The 17,961-nt window shown below is 72.3% G+C and carries 20 protein-coding genes; 18 read left to right on the top strand and 2 right to left on the bottom strand.

Annotated features, from left to right (window positions below):
* The first annotated feature begins 28 nt into the window (after positions 1 to 28).
* The 11 genes from AC1DQF_RS09225 (at position 29) to AC1DQF_RS09175 (ending at position 9,764) form a co-directional block, all read left to right on the top strand.
* On the top strand, positions 29 to 1,084 hold the full coding sequence (locus AC1DQF_RS09225) for a zinc-dependent metalloprotease (RefSeq protein WP_477524925.1): 1,056 nt from the start codon (positions 29 to 31) through the stop codon (positions 1,082 to 1,084).
* Positions 1,085 to 1,091: 7 nt separating this feature from the next.
* A complete protein-coding gene (tilS, locus tag AC1DQF_RS09220; RefSeq protein ID WP_477524924.1) occupies positions 1,092 to 2,099 on the top strand; it encodes a tRNA lysidine(34) synthetase TilS in 1,008 nt (335 codons plus the stop codon).
* Positions 2,100 to 2,247: 148 nt separating this feature from the next.
* Positions 2,248 to 2,799 carry a hypoxanthine phosphoribosyltransferase gene (hpt, locus tag AC1DQF_RS09215; RefSeq protein ID WP_477524923.1) on the top strand — a complete coding sequence of 184 codons (552 nt, stop codon included), beginning with the start codon at positions 2,248 to 2,250 and terminating at the stop codon, positions 2,797 to 2,799.
* Between the two features lie 99 nt (positions 2,800 to 2,898).
* Positions 2,899 to 4,968 carry an ATP-dependent zinc metalloprotease FtsH gene (ftsH, locus tag AC1DQF_RS09210; RefSeq protein WP_477524922.1) on the top strand — a complete coding sequence of 690 codons (2,070 nt, stop codon included), beginning with the start codon at positions 2,899 to 2,901 and terminating at the stop codon, positions 4,966 to 4,968.
* A 13-nt stretch (positions 4,969 to 4,981) separates the two neighbouring features.
* A complete protein-coding gene (folE, locus tag AC1DQF_RS09205) occupies positions 4,982 to 5,587 on the top strand; it encodes a GTP cyclohydrolase I FolE (protein ID WP_477524921.1) in 606 nt (201 codons plus the stop codon).
* Positions 5,584 to 6,429 (top strand): dihydropteroate synthase, encoded by an 846-nt coding sequence (gene folP, locus AC1DQF_RS09200; protein ID WP_477524920.1) that lies wholly within the window; start codon positions 5,584 to 5,586, stop codon positions 6,427 to 6,429. The genes folE and folP overlap by 4 nt, the downstream gene beginning before the upstream one ends.
* Positions 6,430 to 6,434: 5 nt before the next feature.
* On the top strand, positions 6,435 to 6,803 hold the full coding sequence (gene folB / locus AC1DQF_RS09195; RefSeq protein ID WP_477524919.1) for a dihydroneopterin aldolase: 369 nt from the start codon (positions 6,435 to 6,437) through the stop codon (positions 6,801 to 6,803).
* Positions 6,800 to 7,372 (top strand): 2-amino-4-hydroxy-6-hydroxymethyldihydropteridine diphosphokinase, encoded by a 573-nt coding sequence (gene folK, locus AC1DQF_RS09190; RefSeq protein WP_477524918.1) that lies wholly within the window; start codon positions 6,800 to 6,802, stop codon positions 7,370 to 7,372. The genes folB and folK overlap by 4 nt, the downstream gene beginning before the upstream one ends.
* Positions 7,369 to 7,917, top strand: coding sequence for a DUF3180 domain-containing protein (locus AC1DQF_RS09185; protein WP_477524917.1), 549 nt, complete (start codon positions 7,369 to 7,371; stop codon positions 7,915 to 7,917). The genes folK and AC1DQF_RS09185 overlap by 4 nt, the downstream gene beginning before the upstream one ends.
* A gap of 9 nt (positions 7,918 to 7,926) precedes the next feature.
* Positions 7,927 to 8,541 carry a hypothetical protein gene (locus AC1DQF_RS09180; RefSeq protein WP_477524916.1) on the top strand — a complete coding sequence of 205 codons (615 nt, stop codon included), beginning with the start codon at positions 7,927 to 7,929 and terminating at the stop codon, positions 8,539 to 8,541.
* A gap of 128 nt (positions 8,542 to 8,669) precedes the next feature.
* A complete protein-coding gene (locus AC1DQF_RS09175; RefSeq protein ID WP_477524915.1) occupies positions 8,670 to 9,764 on the top strand; it encodes a GNAT family N-acetyltransferase in 1,095 nt (364 codons plus the stop codon).
* On the opposite strand, the gene AC1DQF_RS09170 is transcribed toward AC1DQF_RS09175, so the two are convergent.
* A complete protein-coding gene (locus AC1DQF_RS09170; RefSeq protein WP_477524914.1) occupies positions 9,753 to 10,793 on the bottom strand; it encodes an ABC transporter ATP-binding protein in 1,041 nt (346 codons plus the stop codon). The two genes, AC1DQF_RS09175 and AC1DQF_RS09170, sit on opposite strands and share 12 nt — an antisense overlap.
* 3 nt (positions 10,794 to 10,796) lie before the next feature.
* Here AC1DQF_RS09170 and AC1DQF_RS09165 point away from each other — a divergent pair, with 3 nt between their 5' ends.
* The 3 genes from AC1DQF_RS09165 to AC1DQF_RS09155 are packed head-to-tail and all read left to right on the top strand — an operon-like array spanning position 10,797 to position 13,291.
* Entirely contained in the window at positions 10,797 to 11,519 is a 723-nt protein-coding gene (locus AC1DQF_RS09165) for an ABC transporter permease (protein ID WP_477524913.1), read from the top strand.
* On the top strand, positions 11,516 to 12,289 hold the full coding sequence (locus AC1DQF_RS09160) for an ABC transporter permease (protein WP_477524912.1): 774 nt from the start codon (positions 11,516 to 11,518) through the stop codon (positions 12,287 to 12,289). Before AC1DQF_RS09165 ends, AC1DQF_RS09160 begins: the two co-directional genes overlap by 4 nt.
* Before the next feature lie 54 nt (positions 12,290 to 12,343).
* Positions 12,344 to 13,291 (top strand): ABC transporter substrate-binding protein, encoded by a 948-nt coding sequence (locus AC1DQF_RS09155; RefSeq protein WP_477524911.1) that lies wholly within the window; start codon positions 12,344 to 12,346, stop codon positions 13,289 to 13,291.
* 110 nt (positions 13,292 to 13,401) lie between these two features.
* Here AC1DQF_RS09155 and AC1DQF_RS09150 read toward each other — a convergent pair whose 3' ends face one another.
* Positions 13,402 to 14,520, bottom strand: coding sequence for a glycosyltransferase family 2 protein (locus tag AC1DQF_RS09150; protein ID WP_477524910.1), 1,119 nt, complete (start codon positions 14,518 to 14,520; stop codon positions 13,402 to 13,404).
* 36 nt (positions 14,521 to 14,556) lie between these two features.
* On the opposite strand from AC1DQF_RS09150, the gene AC1DQF_RS09145 reads away from it, so the two are divergent.
* The 4 genes from AC1DQF_RS09145 to AC1DQF_RS09130 form a co-directional block, all read left to right on the top strand.
* Positions 14,557 to 15,690 (top strand): sulfotransferase family protein, encoded by a 1,134-nt coding sequence (locus AC1DQF_RS09145; protein ID WP_477524909.1) that lies wholly within the window; start codon positions 14,557 to 14,559, stop codon positions 15,688 to 15,690.
* Positions 15,687 to 16,637 (top strand): hypothetical protein, encoded by a 951-nt coding sequence (locus AC1DQF_RS09140; RefSeq protein WP_477524908.1) that lies wholly within the window; start codon positions 15,687 to 15,689, stop codon positions 16,635 to 16,637. The genes AC1DQF_RS09145 and AC1DQF_RS09140 overlap by 4 nt, the downstream gene beginning before the upstream one ends.
* Positions 16,638 to 16,788: 151 nt before the next feature.
* The gene (locus AC1DQF_RS09135) at positions 16,789 to 17,766 is read left to right on the top strand and encodes a Rossmann-like and DUF2520 domain-containing protein (protein WP_477524907.1); all 978 of its coding nucleotides are present in this window, start codon (positions 16,789 to 16,791) and stop codon (positions 17,764 to 17,766) included.
* A partial coding sequence (locus AC1DQF_RS09130; RefSeq protein WP_477524906.1) for a pantoate--beta-alanine ligase occupies positions 17,763 to 17,961 on the top strand: 199 nt, incomplete at its 3' end. The genes AC1DQF_RS09135 and AC1DQF_RS09130, both read left to right, overlap by 4 nt.

The following is a 17,961-nucleotide window of genomic DNA, read 5'->3' as shown; positions in this document are numbered from 1 at the left end:
GGATGGATCGCCCGGCTAGGGTCGCCCCATGACGTCAATGGTCGACTGGGACTTCGCCGTGAACCTCGGCGCCAAGGTGGCCGGTGACGGCCCCGAGGTGACGCCGGAGGCCGCGGCCGCCGCGGTGACCGAGCTGCGCGACGACGCCGGTCGCTCCACCGCGCTGGTGCGCGACTTCACCGGCCTGGTGGCGCAGGAGTACTCCGCGCCCGTGCTCGTCGTCGACCGGCGGGGCTGGGTGCAGGCCAACGCCGACGGCTTCGCCCGCATCCTCGACCCGCTCGTCACCCGCCTGACGGAGAAGAAGGGCACCCCGAACGGCCTGTCGCTGGCCATCGGGTCCCGCGTCACCGGGGCCGAGGTGGGCCTGATGCTCGGCTTCCTGGGCACCAAGGTCCTCGGGCAGTTCGACCCCTTCCACGGCCTCGGCGACGACGGGGACCCCGCCGGCGCGACCGACACCGGTCGCCTGCTCCTGGTGGCCCCCAACATCGTCCACGTCGAGCGGGAGCTCGGCGTCGACCCGACCGACTTCCGGCTGTGGGTCTGCCTCCACGAGGAGACGCACCGCGTGCAGTTCACCGCGGTGCCGTGGATGCGCGACCACCTCTACTCCGAGATGCTCGCCCTCACCAGCACGGTGGAGCCCACGCGCATGATGGACGACGTCGTACGCCGGGTCTCCGAGGCCGTCCGCGGTGGTGGCGGCAGCCTGCTCGACGTCATGGGGACCCCGGAGCAGAAGGAGATCCTCGACCGGATCACCGGCGTCATGTCCCTGCTCGAGGGCCACGCCGACGTGGTGATGGACGGCGTCGGCCCCAGCGTGATCCCCAGCGTCGACCGGATCCGCGCGCGCTTCGACGAGCGGCGCAAGGGCGTCGGCACCCTGGACCGCATCCTGCGCCGGCTGCTCGGCCTCGACGCCAAGATGGCGCAGTACCGCGACGGCGCGGCCTTCGTGCGCCACGTCGTCGACAAGGTCGGCATGGAGGACTTCAACGCCGTCTGGGCCGAGCCCGCCCACCTCCCGAGCAAGTCCGAGATCGGCGACCCGGACGCCTGGATCACCCGGGTCCTCTGAGGGTGCCGTGAGCCTGCACCCCGCGATCGCTGCCGTACGCCGCGGCGTGCGCGGAGTCCTCGACGACCTGCCGGCCGGGGCCACGGTGGTGGTGGCCTGCAGCGGTGGCGCCGACTCGCTGGCCCTGCTGAGCGCCGCCGTCTTCGAGGGCCACAAGCGGGCCCAGCGGGTCATCGGCGTGACCGTCGACCACGGGCTGCAGGCCGGGTCGGCCGACCAGGCGGCCCGGGTGGTCGAGCAGATGGCCGGGCTCAGGGCCGACGAGACGATGACGGCCACGGTGGTCGTCGACGCCGCAGGCCTGGGCCCCGAGGCGGCCGCCCGCGAGGCCCGGTACGCCGTCCTCGAGGAGGTGGCCGCCCGCACCTCGGCCGCGGTGGTGCTGCTGGGCCACACCCTCGACGACCAGGCCGAGACGGTGCTGCTCGGCCTGGCCCGCGGATCCGGCGGGCGCTCCCTGGCGGGGATGCGGAGGGGCTTCGACGTCTTCGCGCGCCCCCTGCTCGACGTGCGCCGCGACGACACCGTCACCGCCTGCCAGGTCGAGGGGCYGCAGGTCTGGGAGGACCCGCACAACACCGACCCGGCGTACACGAGGGTCCGCGTGCGCCGCCGGGTGCTGCCGCTGCTGGAGGACGAGCTCGGTCCCGGCATCGCCGCCACCCTGGCCCGCACGGCCGACCAGCTGCGCGACGACATGGGCCTGCTCGACGAGTTCGCCGCCGAGGTGGCGGAGGCCGTCACCACCGAGGACGGCCTCACGGTCGACGCCCTCGCCGGCCAGCACCCCGCCCTGCGCCGTCGCGTGCTCCGCAACGCCGTCCTGGCCGCCGGCGCCCCCGCCTCCGAGGTGCGCCACGAGCACGTCCTGGCCGTCGATGCCCTGCTCACCGACTGGCGGGGCCAGAAGTGGATCGACCTCCCCGGCCACCTGCGCGCCGTACGCCGCGGCGGCCTCGTCGTGCTCGAGCGCGCGCCCTCGGCCCCCGGCGGGGACCGGGACCGACCGGCGTAGGCGCGCGGACATTGGTCTTCGGCGACCGTCTCGCCGGGCGGGGAACCGTGCCCGGGACCCGGGTTGTGTCCGCGCGTCCACGGATCGCCGGGGACCACTCGGCGACCACTCGGCGCCCCCGCAGCCGGGTGCACCTAGGCTGCTCGGCATGGACGCGTCCCATGTGGAGTCTGACCTGGTCAACGTGCTCTTCACCGAGGAGCAGATCCAAGCCCGGCTGGGGGAGATGGGCGAGCAGATCACCGCGGACTACGAGGGCCACGACCTGCTGATGGTCGGTGTGCTGCGTGGTGCCGTGATGGTGATGGCCGACCTCTCCCGCGCGCTGGGTCGCCACGTCGAGATGGACTGGATGGCCATCAGCTCCTACGGCTCGGGCACCAAGTCGAGCGGTGTGGTGCGGATCCTCAAGGACCTCGACACCGACATCACCGGGCGTCACGTGCTCATCGTCGACGAGATCATCGACACCGGGCTCACCCTCAGCTGGCTGGTCAACAGCCTCGGCAGCCGCGGTCCGGCCAGCGTCGAGATCGCGACCCTGCTGCGCAAGCCGGAGGCGCTGAGCATGCCGGTGGAGCCCAAGTACGTCGGCTGGGACATCCCCAACGAGTTCGTCGTGGGCTACGGCCTCGACTACCAGGAGCGCTACCGAAACCTGCGCGACATCGGCACGCTGGCACCGCACGTCTACTCCTGAAACACCCGTCCGCTTCACCCCGCCTGAAAGAATGACGCCAGACCCGCGGGTGGGCGTGACGCTGTACGGTCACAACCCCCGAACCCCTCGTCGCGAAAGATGCTTGTGAAGCGTATTTTCAAGGGCCCCTGGCTGGTGGCACTCGTGGCGGGTGTCGCCGCCCTCTTCGCCATCCAGTTCCTCATCCCCAACGGCGGGTACGACGAGGTCAAGACCTCCGAGCTCAACGCCTGGATCGCCGACGGCGAGGTCAAGGACGTCACCTTCGTCGAGGGCGACCAGGAGATCCGGGCCACCCTGGACAAGGGTGTGCGCGACGGCAGCGACAAGGTCGTCACCTACTACATCCAGGGTCAGCAGGAGTCGATCCTCGCGGCGGTCAAGGAACAGGCCGACGCCGGCACCATCGACGAGTACACCTCCGAGGTGCCCAAGCCGAGCGTCATCGGGTCGCTGCTGGTGACCCTGCTGCCCTTCGCGCTCATCGTGCTGCTGTTCATCTTCTTGATGAACCAGGCCCAGGGCGGCGGCCGCGGCGTCATGCAGTTCGCCAAGAGCAAGGCCAAGCTCATCACCAAGGACATGCCGAAGACGACGTTCTCCGACGTCGCCGGGTCCGAGGAGGCGGTCGAGGAGCTCGGCGAGATCAAGGAGTTCCTCCAGGAGCCCGCGAAGTTCCAGGCCGTGGGCGCCAAGATCCCCAAGGGTGTGCTGCTCTACGGCCCGCCCGGCACCGGCAAGACATTGCTCGCCCGCGCGGTCGCCGGCGAGGCCGGGGTGCCGTTCTACTCGATCTCCGGCTCCGACTTCGTCGAGATGTTCGTCGGTGTGGGTGCCAGCCGCGTCCGCGACCTGTTCGAGCAGGCCAAGGAGAACGCTCCAGCGATCGTCTTCATCGACGAGATCGACGCGGTAGGTCGTCACCGTGGTGCCGGCATGGGCGGTGGCCACGACGAGCGCGAGCAGACCCTCAACCAGCTTCTGGTCGAGATGGACGGCTTCGACGTCCGCGGCGGGGTCATCCTCATCGCGGCCACCAACCGCCCCGACGTCCTCGACCCGGCGCTGCTGCGCCCGGGTCGCTTCGACCGCCAGATCCAGGTCGACGCCCCCGACCTCAACGGTCGCCACCAGATCCTCAAGGTCCACTCCCGCGGCAAGCCGATGGCCCCGGAGATCGACCTGCTCGGCGTGGCTCGTCGTACGCCGGGCTTCACCGGCGCCGACCTGGCCAACGTCCTCAACGAGGCCGCCCTCCTCACCGCGCGCGGCAACGCCAAGCTCATCAACGACTCGGCCCTCGACGAGGCGATCGACCGCGTGATCGCCGGTCCGCAGCGTCGTACGCGCCTGATGAGCGAGAAGGAGAAGCTCATCACCGCCTACCACGAGGGCGGCCACGCCCTCGTCGCCGCGGCGCTGCCGGGCACCGACCCGGTTCACAAGGTCACGATCCTGCCGCGCGGGCGCGCCCTGGGCTACACGATGGTCCTGCCCGACTCGGACAAGTACAGCCAGACGCGCTCGGAGATGCTCGACAGCCTCGCCTACATGCTGGGCGGCATGGCCGCCGAGGCGCTGATCTTCCACGACGTCACCAGCGGCGCCGGCAACGACATCGAGAAGGCGACCAACCTCGCCCGCGCGATGGTCACCCAGTACGGCATGAGCGAGCGCCTCGGCGCGATCAAGCTCGGTGACAGCACCTCCGAGCCGTTCCTGGGCCGCGACATGGGCCACCAGCGCAACTACTCCGAGGAGGTCGCCGCGGTCGTCGACTCGGAGACCAAGAAGCTGCTCGGCACCGCGCACCAGGAGGCCTTCGAGATCCTCGAGCGCAACCGCGACGTCCTCGACGCCCTGGTGCTCGAGCTCCTCGACAAGGAGACGCTCGACAAGGCCCAGATCGCGCGGGTCTTCGAGCCTCTGCGCCTGCACCCCACGCGTCCGGCATGGACCGGGTCGCCCGACCGCAACCCGTCGGAGATCCCGCCCGTCGAGATCCCCCAGGAGATCCGCGACCGCGTCCGCGACATCAACGGCACGGCGCCCGAGCAGGAGGAGGGCGGCATCGTCCTCACCCCTCCCGGCGCCGGTGGCGACACCCACGGCGACTCACTGGGCGGCGGTACCGACACCCCCAGGCCGCCCACCCCGCCCTCCAGCTGAACGGACGCACCCGATGACGGACCCGATCAGCCTCGACGAGCGCGAGCTGCCCGACTTCGACCACGCCCGGGCGGAGGCGGCCGTCCGCGAGCTGCTGCACGCCATCGGTGAGGACCCGGACCGTGAGGGCCTGGTCGACACCCCGGCCCGGGTGGCGCGGGCCTACGCCGAGCTGACCGCCGGCCTGCGCCAGCGGCCGGAGGACGTCCTCACCACCACCTTCGACATCGGCCACGACGAGATGGTGCTGGTGCGCGACATCGAGCTGTGGTCGATGTGCGAGCACCACCTGGTCCCCTTCACCGGCGTCGCCCACGTCGGCTACATCCCCGCCGAGACCGGCAAGATCACCGGCCTGTCCAAGCTGGCGCGCGTCGTCGACGTCTTCGCCAAGCGCCCGCAGGTGCAGGAGCGGCTCACCACCCAGGTGGCCGACTCCCTCATGGAAATCCTCGAGCCCCGCGGCGTGATCGTGGTGATCGAGGCCGAGCACCTGTGCATGACCATGCGCGGCGTGCGCAAGGCCGGAGCCCGCACCATCACGTCGGCGGTGCGGGGCATCATGCACAACGCGGCCACGCGCTCCGAGGCGATGGCGTTGATCCACTCCCGCCGATGAGCCGGCCCGCGCGACCCCTGGTGATGGGGATCGTCAACGTCACCCCCGACTCCTTCAGTGACGGCGGCCTGTACGCCGACACCGACTCGGCGCTCGCCCACGGGCGGGTGCTGCTCGACCAGGGCGCGGACATCCTCGACGTCGGCGGGGAGTCGACCCGGCCCGGGGCCACCCGCCCGGTGGTGGCCGAGGAGCTCGACCGGGTCGTGCCGGTCATCTCCGGCCTGGCCGCCCTCGGTGCCGTGGTCTCCGTCGACACCATGCGCTCGGAGGTGGCCGCTGCGGCCCTCGACGCCGGGGCGCGGATCGTCAACGACGTGTCCGGCGGTCTGGCCGACCCCGCCGTCCTCGACGTGGTCGCCGCCTCGGACGCGACGTACGTCGCCATGCACTGGCGCGCCCACAGCGACCGGATGGCCGACTTCGCGACGTACGACGGTCCCGGCGGGGTCGTCGGCGCCGTGGTGGCCGAGCTCGGCGAGCGGCTGGAGGCGGCGCTGGGCGCCGGCATCGACGCCGACCGGATCGTCCTCGACCCGGGCCTGGGGTTCGCCAAGCGGGGATCCCACAACTGGCAGCTGCTCGCCCACCTCGACGCGGTCGCGGCCCTGGGTCGACCGCTGCTCGTCGGCGCGAGCCGCAAGAGCTTCCTCGGCACCCTGCTGGCCGGCCCCGACGGCATCCCCCGCCCGCCCGGCGAGCGCGAGCACGCCCACGCGGCCCTGGTGCCGCTGCTGGCCGACCAGGGCGTGTGGTGCCTGCGGGTGCACGACGTCCGCGCGACCGACGACGCCCTCGCGGCCTGGCAGGCCTTCCGCTCGACCACCATCCACCAGGGGTGACCCGCGTGACCGACGAGCTGACCATCACCGGCCTCGAGTGCTTCGCGCACCACGGGGTCTTCGACTTCGAGCGGCGCGAGGGACAGACCTTCGTGATCGATCTCACGCTGGGGATCGACACGCGCTCGGCTGCCGCGTCCGACGACTTGCAGGAGACGGTCCACTACGGGACTCTCGTGGACCGGGTCAAGGCTGCAGTCGAGTCCGACCCGGTCGACCTGATCGAGACCGTGGCCCAACGCATCGCCGACGTGTGCCTGACCGAACGTCGTGTTGAATGGGCCCGCGTCACGATCCACAAGCCCGATGCACCCATTGACGCGACATTTCGGGATGTCGCGCTGACGATCACCAGGACTGAGGCCAGCCGATGACCGAGACCCCCAACCCGTACATCGTGGATGCGGACTCCCTCACCGGGGAGATGCACCCCATCCGTCGGATCGTGGTCGCGCTGGGCTCCAACCTCGGAGAGCGCTTCGCGACCCTGCAGGGGGCGGTGGACGCCCTGGCCGACACCCCCGACCTGTTCCTGACCGGCGTCTCGCCGGTCTACGAGTCGGAGCCGGTGGACTCGCCCGTCGAGGACGCGCCCCCGTTCCTCAACGCGGTCGTGCTCGCCGACACCACGCTCCCGGCGGCCCGCCTCATGGAGCGGGCCCTGGCCATCGAGGACGCCTTCGACCGCGAGCGCAGCGACCTGCGCAACGCGCCCCGGACCCTCGACGTCGACCTGATCGTGGTGGGCGACCGCCGCGCCGACGACGACTTCCTGCGCCTGCCGCACCCGCGGGCCCACGAGCGCGCCTTCGTGCTGCAGCCCTGGCACGACCTCGAGCCCGACGCGGAGCTGCCCGACCACGGTCCGATCGCCGACCTGCTCGGTCGGACGGACGTCTCGGGCGTCGCGCGCCGCGACGACCTGGCCCTCGAGGTCCAGTGACCGGAGTCCCTCCTGAGGGGGACCCCGGCGGCCGCGCGCCCGACGACGAGTCGGGCCCGGGGGGCGAGCCCGAGCCCGACCAGGAGCCTGAGGGGCGGCTGCGCCCCACGTCGGCCACGTCGCTGGCCGTCGCGGCGGCGATCGGTCTCGTCGGGGGAGGGCTGCTGCGCACCGTCTCCGTCGCGATCGACGGGACCGCGCCGATCGTCACCTGGATCCAGGCCCTGGCCCTGGTCTTCGTCGCCTGCTTCGTCGGCGCGCTGGCCTGGGACACCTGGCGGACGCTGCACGTGCGCCACGAGCGGCTCGAGCCCCACCGCGCGGTCAACCGACTGGTGCTGGCCCGCGCCTGCGCCCTGGTGGGCGCCCTCGTGGCCGCCGGGTACGCGGCGTACGCCGTGACCTGGATCGGTGATCCCTCCCAGCTGGCCGGCCAGCGGGTCCTGCGCTCGGGCGTCGCGGCCCTCGGGGGAGTGGCGATCGTCATCTCGTCGCTGCTGCTCGAGCGTGCGTGTCGGCTGCCCTCGCAGAAGAAGGGGCCCTAACCTGCTGGTATGCCTTCCCTCCAGCCTCAGCAGTCACAGGCGCGCAGCGCCGCCCGCCGTCGCCAGCGCAGCACGCGGCTGACCGTGGCCGTCGCCCTGCTCGTGGTGGCGACCGTGCTGGTCGGGTGGGCCCTGGTCGCCGGCATCGGCTGGCTGACCTCGCTCGTCGCCGTCGCTGCGCTGGTCCTCGGTGCCGCGGCCACCCGCATCACCCACAGCGAGGTGATGCAGGCCCGCCGTGACGCCGCCCGCGACCGGGCCGAGCAGGCCGCCGAGTACGCCGCCCTGACCGCCGAGCGCACCGCCGAGAACGCCGCCTTCGCCACGGACATGCGCCGCAAGATCGCGGACCGCGAGGAGGTCATCGACGGCCTCGAGGTGGCACTCAGCAAGGCCCAGCGCCACGCCGCCGACCAGACTCGCAAGCTCAACGCCGAGGCCCGTCGGGCCGACGTCGCCGAGCGCGAGGTCGCCGAGTCCGCCCGCCTGCTCGACTCCTCCGAGGACCGCGCCGCCGAGGCGATCGTCCTGGTCGCCGAGCTCGAGGCCGAGCTCGACGTGCTGCGGTCCGAGCTGACCTCCTGGAAGGCCGCGGCAGCCGCGAGGCGCGCCGAGTCCGCCTGAACCTCGCTCACCTGACCGGCCGGCCCCTCGCTCGAGCGGCCGGCCGTTCGCGTCCCCGGCCGCGCGGTGGCGAGACGGCGGGACGCTCCTCGCGGTGACCCGGTCGGCGTACGGCACAATCAACCGATGTGATCCCTGAGGACAACCGGTTCGAGAGCGACCCCGCCAACGTCATCCCCGGCGATCACCCGCTGCCCGAGGGCTGGGAGCCCGGCCCGGTCGATGGTGAGGACGCCGCCACGGTCGCCCGCCTGACCGAGCTGCTGCGGGGCCACGAGGCCGCCGGACGGGGCTGGGCGAGCGCCTCCGAGGACGACGTGCGCGTCGAGGTCTCCGAGCACGGCCTCGCCACCCGCGAGAACGTCGCCGTCCGCGACGCCGACGGCACGATCCGGGCCTGGGGCAGCGTCCACGACCGGGCCGAGGGGCGGATGCTCTTCGTCCACGTCGTCGACCGCGACCTCGACGACGCCACCGCGCTGGCCTGCTCCGACGTCCTCGTCGAGTGGGCGGAGGCCCAGGCCCGCTCCGTCGGCGAGGGGCGTGGGCTCGACGTCCAGCAGATCGACACGGGGTCCTTCGCCGGGGACGAGCGCCAGCACCGGTTCCTCGAGGGCGCCGGCTTCACCAAGGTCCGCACGTGGTGGCAGATGAGTCGCGCCGTCACCGCCGACGAGGCCGGCCTGGTGCCCGCCCCGGAGGCGTGGGAGCGACGCGGCGTGCGGTTCCGCCTCGTCGGCCGCGAGGACGACGGGATGCCCGACGAGTCGTGCCTGCGCGCCGTGCACGACGTCCTCGAGGGCGCGTTCACCGACCACTTCAACTCGGCGGAGGAGACCTTCGACGAGTTCATCCACCGCGTGCGTGAGGACCCCGGGCACCGGTGGGACCACTGGTGGCTCGCCGAGCTCCTCGACGACCCCGAGGCCCCCGAGCCGGTCGGGGCCCTGGTCGGCACCGTGTCCGAGGGCGGCGAGGGACCCGACGGGTCCTACGTGTCCTACCTCGGCGTCCTGGGCTCCGCCCGCGGGCGGGGCGTCGCCACCGGCCTGCTGCGCACCATCATCGCCGACGCGGCGGCCCGTGGGCGCGACCGTGTGGGGCTCGAGGTCGACGCCGACTCCCCGACCGGCGCCGACGGCCTGTACGTCGCGATGGGCTGGGCCACGCGCTACGTCACCGAGTCCTGGCATCGGGACGTGCAGGTCTCCTCAGCGCAGTGACTCGCGCAGGGCGCGGTGCACCCCGGCGGGGGTGAGCACGCCCACGAAGGCAGCACCCCGCTTGACGCCGATCATCGGCCGGTCGTCGCGCAACAGCGCGGCCAGGGCCTCCTCCAGCGTCGAGTCGATGTCGATCGCCGCGCCCAGCTGACCGCCCTGCACGCCGTCGAGGGGCTCGAGGTGCTCCTCGCGCAGCGGCGTCACCGCGAGCCGGCGCAACCCGCGGGTCGAGCCCACGAAGTCGGCCACGAAGTCGTCGGCCGGGTGCGCGAGCAGCTCCATCGGCGTGGCGAACTGGGCCAGGCGGCCCCCGGTCGCGAACACCGCGACCCGGTCGCCCATCCGGACGGCCTCATCGATGTCGTGGGTGACCAGGACGACCGTCTTGCCCAGCTCGCGCTGCAGCCGCAGGAACTCGTCCTGGAGCTTGGTGCGCACCACGGGGTCGACGGCCCCGAAGGGCTCGTCCATCAGCAGCACCGGCGGGTTGGCGGCCAGGGCGCGGGCCACGCCGACGCGCTGGCGTTGACCGCCGGAGAGCTGGTGCGGGTAGCGGTCGGCGTACTGGTCGGGGTCGAGCCCCACGGTGTCCATGAGCTCGCGGGCCCGCTCGCGCGCGGTCGACTTCGACTCGCCGTACAGCAGCGGCACGGTCATCACGTTGGTGATGATCTTCTGGTGCGGGAAGAGGCCGATCTGCTGGATGACGTAGCCGATCCCGCGGCGCAGCTGCACCGGGTCGACGTCGGTCACGTCGGTGCCGTCGAGCCAGATGCGGCCCGTGGTGGGCTCGATGAGCCGGTTGATCATCTTCAGCGTCGTGGACTTGCCGCAGCCCGACGGGCCGACGAGGCAGACCATCTCGCCACGGCGTACGTCGAGATCGAGCTCGTGCACCGCGACCGTGCCGTCGGGGTAGGTCTTGCCGACTCCCGAGAGTCGGATCATGGTGTCCGCGTCCGTGTCGGGCATCGCGTCGTGGCTCGCCTCGGCTGAGGGGGATCCGTGGTCGGAGGCGGTAGCGTCCATGCGGTGACCCTACTGGTGCAGGCCGCGCAGCTACGGCTCCCGAGCGCCGACGAGCCGAGCTGCTACAGCCGCCTGGTCAACGACTGGGTGTGCGGCGCCTACGTCACCGATCGCCGGTCCGAGATCGTCGACGCCACCGTCCAGCACATCGGCATCACGGTCGTGGCGGTCGTGCTGGGCCTGCTCATCGCGTTCCCCCTGGCGCTGGTGGCCCGCCGCATCCCACGGCTCGAGTCGACGATCCTGGCGGTCACCACGGGCATCTACACGGTGCCCTCCCTCGCGCTGTTCCCGCTGCTGGTGCCCTTCACCGGGCTGAGCGCCACGACGGTGGTGATCGGGCTCGCCCTCTACGCCCTCACCATCCTGGTGCGCAGCCTGCTCGAGGGACTGCGCTCGGTGCCCGACGAGGTGCGCGAGTCCGCCATCGGGCTGGGCTACGGCCGCGGTGGACTACTCATGAGGATCGAGCTGCCCCTGGCCCTCCCGGTGGTCATGGCCGGACTGCGGGTCGCCACGGTGTCCACCGTCGCGCTGACCACGGTCGGCTCGCTCGTGGCCTACGGCGGCCTGGGCAACCTCATCAAGGACGGCGTGCTCACCAACTTCCGTGCCGAGCTCTTCACCGCCTCGGTGCTCTGCGTGCTGCTGGCCGTGGTCCTCGACGTGCTTCTGGTGCTCGCCCAACGGGCGCTCACCCCGTGGACCAGGGGGGTGCGGGCATGACCGTCTTCGGCGACATGTGGGACTACCTCAGCGACCCGGGCAACTGGTCGGGCAGCGACGGCATCGCGGCCCTCCTCGGTCAACAGCTGCTGCTGACCGTCACCGCGCTCCTGATGGCGATGGCCATCGGCCTGCCGCTCGCGCTGTGGCTCGGACACCTCGGCCGCGGCGGGTTCCTGGCGATCAACATCTCCAACATCGGCCGCGCCGTCCCGACCTTCGCGCTGCTGGCGCTCCTGGTGGTGGCCCCGTGGCCGGGCACCGACTCCCTGGGCCCCTACGGCCGCGCCGGCCTGGCGACCCTGATCGCGCTCACCCTCTTCGCGCTGCCGCCGATCATCACCAACTCGTACGTCGCGATGCGCGAGGTCGCGCCCGACGTCCGTGAGGCGGCGCGGGGGATGGGCATGACCGGCCGCCAGCAGTTCTGGCGGGTGGAGCTGCCGCTCGGCCTGCCACTGGTGATGTCGGGCCTGCGGCTCGCGCTGGTGCAGGTCTGGGCGACGGCCACGATCGCCGCGCTGGTGGCCGGCCCCGGATTGGGGCAGATCATCACCGACGGGTTCTTCCGCTCCAACTACGGCAAGGGCATCGCCGGCGCGGTCGTGGTGGCCGCGGTGGCGCTCGTGCTCGAGCTGCTGGCGGCGATGGCGCAGCGCGCCGTCGACCCCACGCGTCGTACCGGGGCGGCCACCCCGGGAGGTGGGCGCGACGATGCGCTGTCGGTGAGCGGGGCTACCGTTGAGCCCTCCGCCGAACCCGTCGGCTGAGCGCAGCATCCGGACACGCGCACCCCCTGGGATGCGGGACACAGAAGGAACACCATGCACCTCGCTCGCACGCTGGCCGCCGTCCTCGCCGCCGGCGCCCTCACCCTCACCGGCTGTGCCGGCGACGACCTCTCCGACGACTCGGCCTCCGACGACTCGTCCTCCGCCTCCGCCGACAAGGGGTCGATCACCCTCGCCGGACAGAACTTCCCCGAGGCGACCCTCGTCGCCTCGATGTACGAGCAGCTCCTCGAGGACGCGGGCTACACCGTCGAGACCAAGCTCGTCGACTCCCGCGACGCCTACATGCCGACCTTCCCCGGCGACGTCGACATCGTCCCGGAGTACGTCGGCGGCATCGTCAACTTCCTCAACACCCAGGCCAACGGCGCCAAGGCCAAGCCCTTCGAGGCCGGTGACGGCGAGCAGCTCGCCACCGACGGAGCCTCCCTGCTCGAGGACGCCGGCATCGAGCTCCTCGACATCTCGCCCGCGACCGACACCAACGCGTTCTTCGTGACCCAGGAGTTCAGCGACGCCGAGGGCGTCACCACGCTCTCGGACCTCGAGGGCCAGTCGGTCACGCTCGCGGCGGCCCCCGACTGCGAGGGCCGGCTCGACTGCGCGGGCGGCCTCACCGACGAGTACGGCATCGACATCACCAAGGTGCTCGGTCTGGGCTACGCCTCCGACCAGACCTACCAGTCGGTGCTCGACGGCGAGTCCGAGCTCGGCGAGACCTCGACCACCGACGGCACCCTGGAGTCGCAGGGCCTCGTCATCCTCGAGGACGACAAGCAGATCCAGCCGGCCCAGAACCTCGTGCCGGCCGTGTCCGCCGACTTCCTGGCCGACAACCCGGACGTCGCCGACATCCTCAACCCGCTGATGGCCGCGCTGACGACCGAGGGGCTCACCGAGCTCAACGGCCGGATGGCCGTCGACCGGGAGAAGCCCGAGGACGTCGCCGCCGCCTTCCTGTCCGACCAGGGCCTGCTCTGACCTGACAGTCGCACCGCGTGGAACGAAGGGCCTCCCGCCTCGGCGGGGGGCCCTTCTCACGTCCGGCGGTGCCCGGTCAGCACGCGCGTACGGCCAGGAAACGGGGGAGGTCAGCTCTCGTGGGGGCGCAGGGCCAGCGCCGCCGGATCGACCGTCGAGGTGTCGAGCACCCGGTGCGGTACGGCGAGCCGCCACGTGCCGCTGGCGACGTCCTGCACCCGGTCCGCGGGCCCGTCGAGATCGGCCACCCACGTCATCAGCTCCGCGGCCTCGGGACGGCGGTCCTGCTCGACCAGCCACCCGCAGAGCCGGTGCACCGGCGGCAGGCCGCTGTGCACCAGCGAGCGCTGCCCCCACAGCTCGAGCACCCCCGCGCGCAGCAGCCGCCACCACTCGTCGCTCGCCCCGGGGATGAGCAGGAAGTAGCGCCACAGGTCGCCGGCGAGCACCCGGTCCACGACGTACGACGTCACCACCGGGTCCCCGTGCTCGGTGACGGAGGCGAGGGTCATCCGCTTGGTCTCCCAGCGGTCGACGAGATCCGGCACGGAGGCCCGCTGCTGGGTGATGGAGGTGCCGTCGGTGCGGATGCGCCAGTGGTAGACCGGCTCGTCGAGCACGTCGAAGGTGCCGGCCAGGTAGGCCCGCGTGGTGGTCGGCTGGTCCTCGTAGCGGATCCGCTCGGGCCACGACAGGCCGGCCGACTTCCAGAAGGAGCGCCGGAAGAGCTTGTTCCAGGCGAAGACGTCGCCGAGGATCTCGGGGTGGTCGTGGACCCGCACCCCGGTCAGGGCGGGCCGGTGCAGGCGCCGCATCCACGGCGGCTCGGAGAGCGAGCCGTCCTCCCAGCGCAGCACCGAGCCGGTGGCGAAGTCCGAGCCCGAGGACTGCAGCGAGGCCACCAGGGAGGCCAGCGCGGTCGGCGGCAGCACGTCGTCGGAGTCCAGGAAGGCCAGGTAGTCGCCGCGCACGTGGCGCTGCCCCTCGTTGCGGGCCGCGCCCAGGCCGCCGTTGTGGGTGTGCACGACGCGGATGCGCGGCTCGCGGGAGGCCCACTCGTCGGCGATCGCGCCGGACCGGTCCGGGGTGCCGTCGTCCACGACCACGGCTTCCCAGCGGGTGTGCGTCTGGGCCACCAGGGAGGCCAGGCAGGTGGGCAGCCACTCCTCGACGGCGTACACGGGCACCACCACGCTGACGAGGGGTTGTCGTCGACCAAACCACTTCACAGGTGGGGACAGTAGCGAGTTGTAGGCTCACCGACCGTGACTGAGGCGAGCGGGACCACCGGGGCGACGGCCCGATCGACGACCGAGCGGCAGGCTCGGGCCATCGACGAGATGAACCCCGACGGGGTGCCCCGCAAGGTGCTCTTCGTGGCCGGTGCCGGTCGTAGCGGCACCTCGACGATGGCCGGCATCTCCAGCCTGCTCGGCATGCACGTCCCGCTGCCCGAGGTCCCCCCCGACGCCTCCAACCCGCGCGGCTTCAGCGAGCCGCAGTGGGTCGTCGACCTGCACGACCGCTTCCTCAAGGAGGCCGGCGTCCAGGTGAGCGACAGCCGGCCGAGCGCGTGGTTCGAGACCGGTCGGATCTCGACGCGCGAGCCGGCCCGGATCCGGGTGACGGAGTGGCTCGAGCCGCACTTCGACGTGCACCCCGAGCTCGTGGTCAAGGACCCGCGGCTGAGCTGGTTCCTGGGCCTGTGGCGGGTCGCGGCCATCCGTACCGGCGCGACGCCGGTCTTCGCGACGATGCTGCGCCCGCCCGCCGAGGTGGTGGGCAGCAAGCAGAAGTACTACGCCAACAAGCTAGGCGCGTCCCACCTCGCGGCCAGCTGGCTCAACATGCTGCTCCACACCGAGCGGGCCACCCGCGAGAGCGCGGGCGGGGCGCGGGTCTTCGTGCGGTACGACGACCTGCTCACCGACTGGGTCAAGACCACGATGCGCGTCGGCCGGGAGCTGGACCTCCAGACGATCATCCACACCCGTAGCGACCAGATCCGCGAGGTGCACCGCTTCATCGACCCCAACCTGCGCCGCGTGAGCCAGACCCTCGACGACCTCGGCCTGCCGCCCCGCCTGCACGAGCTCACCGCGACCACGTGGGAGGAGCTCAACAAGCTCGCCGAGCCGGACGGCGACACCACCGAGGTGCACGCGACCCTGGACGAGCTGCGCGACGCCTACACCGACCTCTACGAGGAGGCCGAGGCGATCAGCAGGTCCTCGGTCGTCGCGGCCCGCATCGCCGGCGCCCAGGTGGCCGCCGCCGACGCGCCGCCCGCGACCGGAGGCCTCACCGACCGGATCCCGCACGACGTGCGCGCCAAGATCCCCCCGTCCGTACGACGCGGCGTACGCAAGGCGCTCGGCCGGGAGCGGACGCAGGGATGAGCATCCCGATCGGCTCGGGCCACGGCCTGAGCAACATCGAGGGGCACACCGACTACGACATCGTCTGGCCCTGGAACCGTGAGGGCGGCCTGCGGCGCGGCGCCACGGCGGTGCTGCGCGTCAAGAACGAGGCGCCGTCGATGCGCTTCGTGCTGCCGCCGCTGCTCCGGGCCTGCGACCACGTGCTGGTCGTGGACAACGGCTCCGACGACGGCACCGGCGAGGCGGCCCGGGCCGCAGCGGCCGGGGCCGGGCTGGGCGACAGGCTCACGCTCGCGGAGTACCCGTTCTCCGTCGCGCGCGCCGGCGCCGAGCACCTGGCCGTCAACGAGCGGTCGGTGCACTCGCTCGCCTACTTCTACAACTGGTGCTTCAGCCACGTGCGGACCCGCTACTCGTGGAAGTGGGACGGCGACATGGTGCTGACCACCGAGGGCGAGGTCTCGCTGGCCGACCTGTCCTGGCAGGTCGGGATGACGGACGCGGTGATCCGCATCCCGCGCCACGGCCTCTACATCAAGGACGAGACCACCGCCTACCTCGACCTCGGCCTGCGCAACATCGAGGAGTGGGGCTTCCCGATGAGCCCGGACTTCGTCTACTCCAAGGCCCCGGAGTGGGAGATCCGTACGACGCCCCCGACGTTCCGGATGTTCGCGCTCCCGCAGGGCCTCGTCGTCGAGCTCAAGTACCTCGACGGTGACGAGTTCGCGCACTGGACCGACCCCGCGTCGTTCGCCACGAGCATCCGCAACCGACGCAAGCGGCGCGAGTGGACCGTCTTCAACGCCCTCAACCACGGCGAGGTCCCCGAGGGAGTCACCGAGATCGTGGCACCGGAGGGCGTGCACGTGGTCGACCACGTGACGCACGCGTGGCTGCCCCGGGCGCCGCGCCCCTTCGCCGTCGACGACCCCGACCACGCCAAGCTGCACCTGCGCGCCTGACGCCGCCCGCGACGCGTGTCGGGTACGTCACGTTCACGGACTGTTCACACGCGCGTTTCACGGGGCGTACCCTCTCGATGATCGAGCACATCGAGCGGTACCCGACCTGCCTCCCGGGGGCAGAGGGACTGAAACGAGAGGTTCGCCCCAGATGACCCAGCCCAGCACGGGCCTGCGGGTCGGCGCCATCGGCGCCGGTCGCGTCGGCGCGATCCTGTCCGCTGCCCTCGGCCGCGCAGGCCACGAGATCGTCGCCGTGGCCGGCGAGTCCGACGCCTCCCGCGGACGCGTCGAGGCGCTGCTGCCCGGCGTACCGGTCGCGAAGCCGTCCGACGTCGCCCGCGCCTGCGACCTGCTGCTGCTCACCGTCCCCGACGACATGCTCCCCAACGTCGTGGCGATGCTCAGCGCCTCCGGCGCCATCCGCGAGGGCCAGTACGTCGCGCACACCTCGGGTCGCCACGGCCTCGCCGTCCTCGAGCCGGCGGCCGCCGTGGGTGCCCGGGTGCTCGCCCTGCACCCCGCGATGACCTTCACCGGCACGGAGGTCGACCTGCCCCGGTTGGCCGGCTGCGTGTTCGGCGTCACCGCGGATGACGCCGAACGCGAGCTCACCGAGCGCCTGGTGGCCGACCTCGGCGGGCGCACCATGTGGGTGCCCGAGGACCGCCGCACGCTCTACCACGCGGGTCTCGCGCACGGCGCCAACCACCTGGTCACCCTGGTCACCCAGGCCATGGAGCTGCTGTCGCAGGCCATGGAGACCAGCCCCGAGGCCGGGCTCGACACCACCGGGGGTGGCGCCGTCAGCCCCGCCGAGACGCTGCGCCCGCTCCTGACCGCCGCCCTCGACAACGCGCTGGCCCAGGGCGACTCCGCCCTCACCGGCCCGATCGTGCGCGGCGACGTGGAGACCGTCCGGGCCCATCTGGCCGAGATCGCCGCCACGGCCCCGCACACCCTCCCGTCGTACGTCGCGCTGGGCCGCGACACGCTCGACCGCGTGGTCACGGACGGTCGCGTGCTGCCCATCCGGGCGGCCAAGCTGGCCTCGGTCCTCGACGCGGCCGAGCGGGCGGCGTCGGCCGCTCCCGTGCCGGAGCACCGCCCGGAGACCCAGGCTCGATGACGACCGCTCCCGTCCTCGCGGCCACCCGCGAGGAGCTGAGGTCCTGGCGCGCGCAACGCCCCGGCCGGGTGGCCCTCGTGCCCACCATGGGTGCCCTGCACGAGGGGCACGCCAGCCTCATGCGCACGGCGCGCGAGCACGCCGACACCGTGGTCGTGAGCGTCTTCGTCAACCCGCTGCAGTTCGGGGAGGGCG

Source organism: Nocardioides sp. P4_G4 (assembly GCF_056401085.1).
The sequence above is the reverse complement of the archived record's forward strand: the minus strand, read 5'-3'. Positions and strand labels throughout refer to the sequence as shown.

Coding starts and splice junctions, on each gene's coding strand:
- AC1DQF_RS09225 (WP_477524925.1), top strand. CDS start 29: ATGACGTCAATGGTCGACTGGGACTTCGCCGTGAACCTCGGCGCCAAG.
- AC1DQF_RS09180 (WP_477524916.1), top strand. CDS start 7,927: ATGCCTTCCCTCCAGCCTCAGCAGTCACAGGCGCGCAGCGCCGCCCGC.
- hpt (WP_477524923.1), top strand. CDS start 2,248: ATGGACGCGTCCCATGTGGAGTCTGACCTGGTCAACGTGCTCTTCACC.
- folK (WP_477524918.1), top strand. CDS start 6,800: ATGACCGAGACCCCCAACCCGTACATCGTGGATGCGGACTCCCTCACC.
- AC1DQF_RS09155 (WP_477524911.1), top strand. CDS start 12,344: ATGCACCTCGCTCGCACGCTGGCCGCCGTCCTCGCCGCCGGCGCCCTC.
- AC1DQF_RS09135 (WP_477524907.1), top strand. CDS start 16,789: ATGACCCAGCCCAGCACGGGCCTGCGGGTCGGCGCCATCGGCGCCGGT.
- ftsH (WP_477524922.1), top strand. CDS start 2,899: ATGCTTGTGAAGCGTATTTTCAAGGGCCCCTGGCTGGTGGCACTCGTG.
- folE (WP_477524921.1), top strand. CDS start 4,982: ATGACGGACCCGATCAGCCTCGACGAGCGCGAGCTGCCCGACTTCGAC.
- AC1DQF_RS09140 (WP_477524908.1), top strand. CDS start 15,687: ATGAGCATCCCGATCGGCTCGGGCCACGGCCTGAGCAACATCGAGGGG.
- AC1DQF_RS09160 (WP_477524912.1), top strand. CDS start 11,516: ATGACCGTCTTCGGCGACATGTGGGACTACCTCAGCGACCCGGGCAAC.
- AC1DQF_RS09170 (WP_477524914.1), bottom strand. CDS start 10,793: ATGGACGCTACCGCCTCCGACCACGGATCCCCCTCAGCCGAGGCGAGC.
- folP (WP_477524920.1), top strand. CDS start 5,584: ATGAGCCGGCCCGCGCGACCCCTGGTGATGGGGATCGTCAACGTCACC.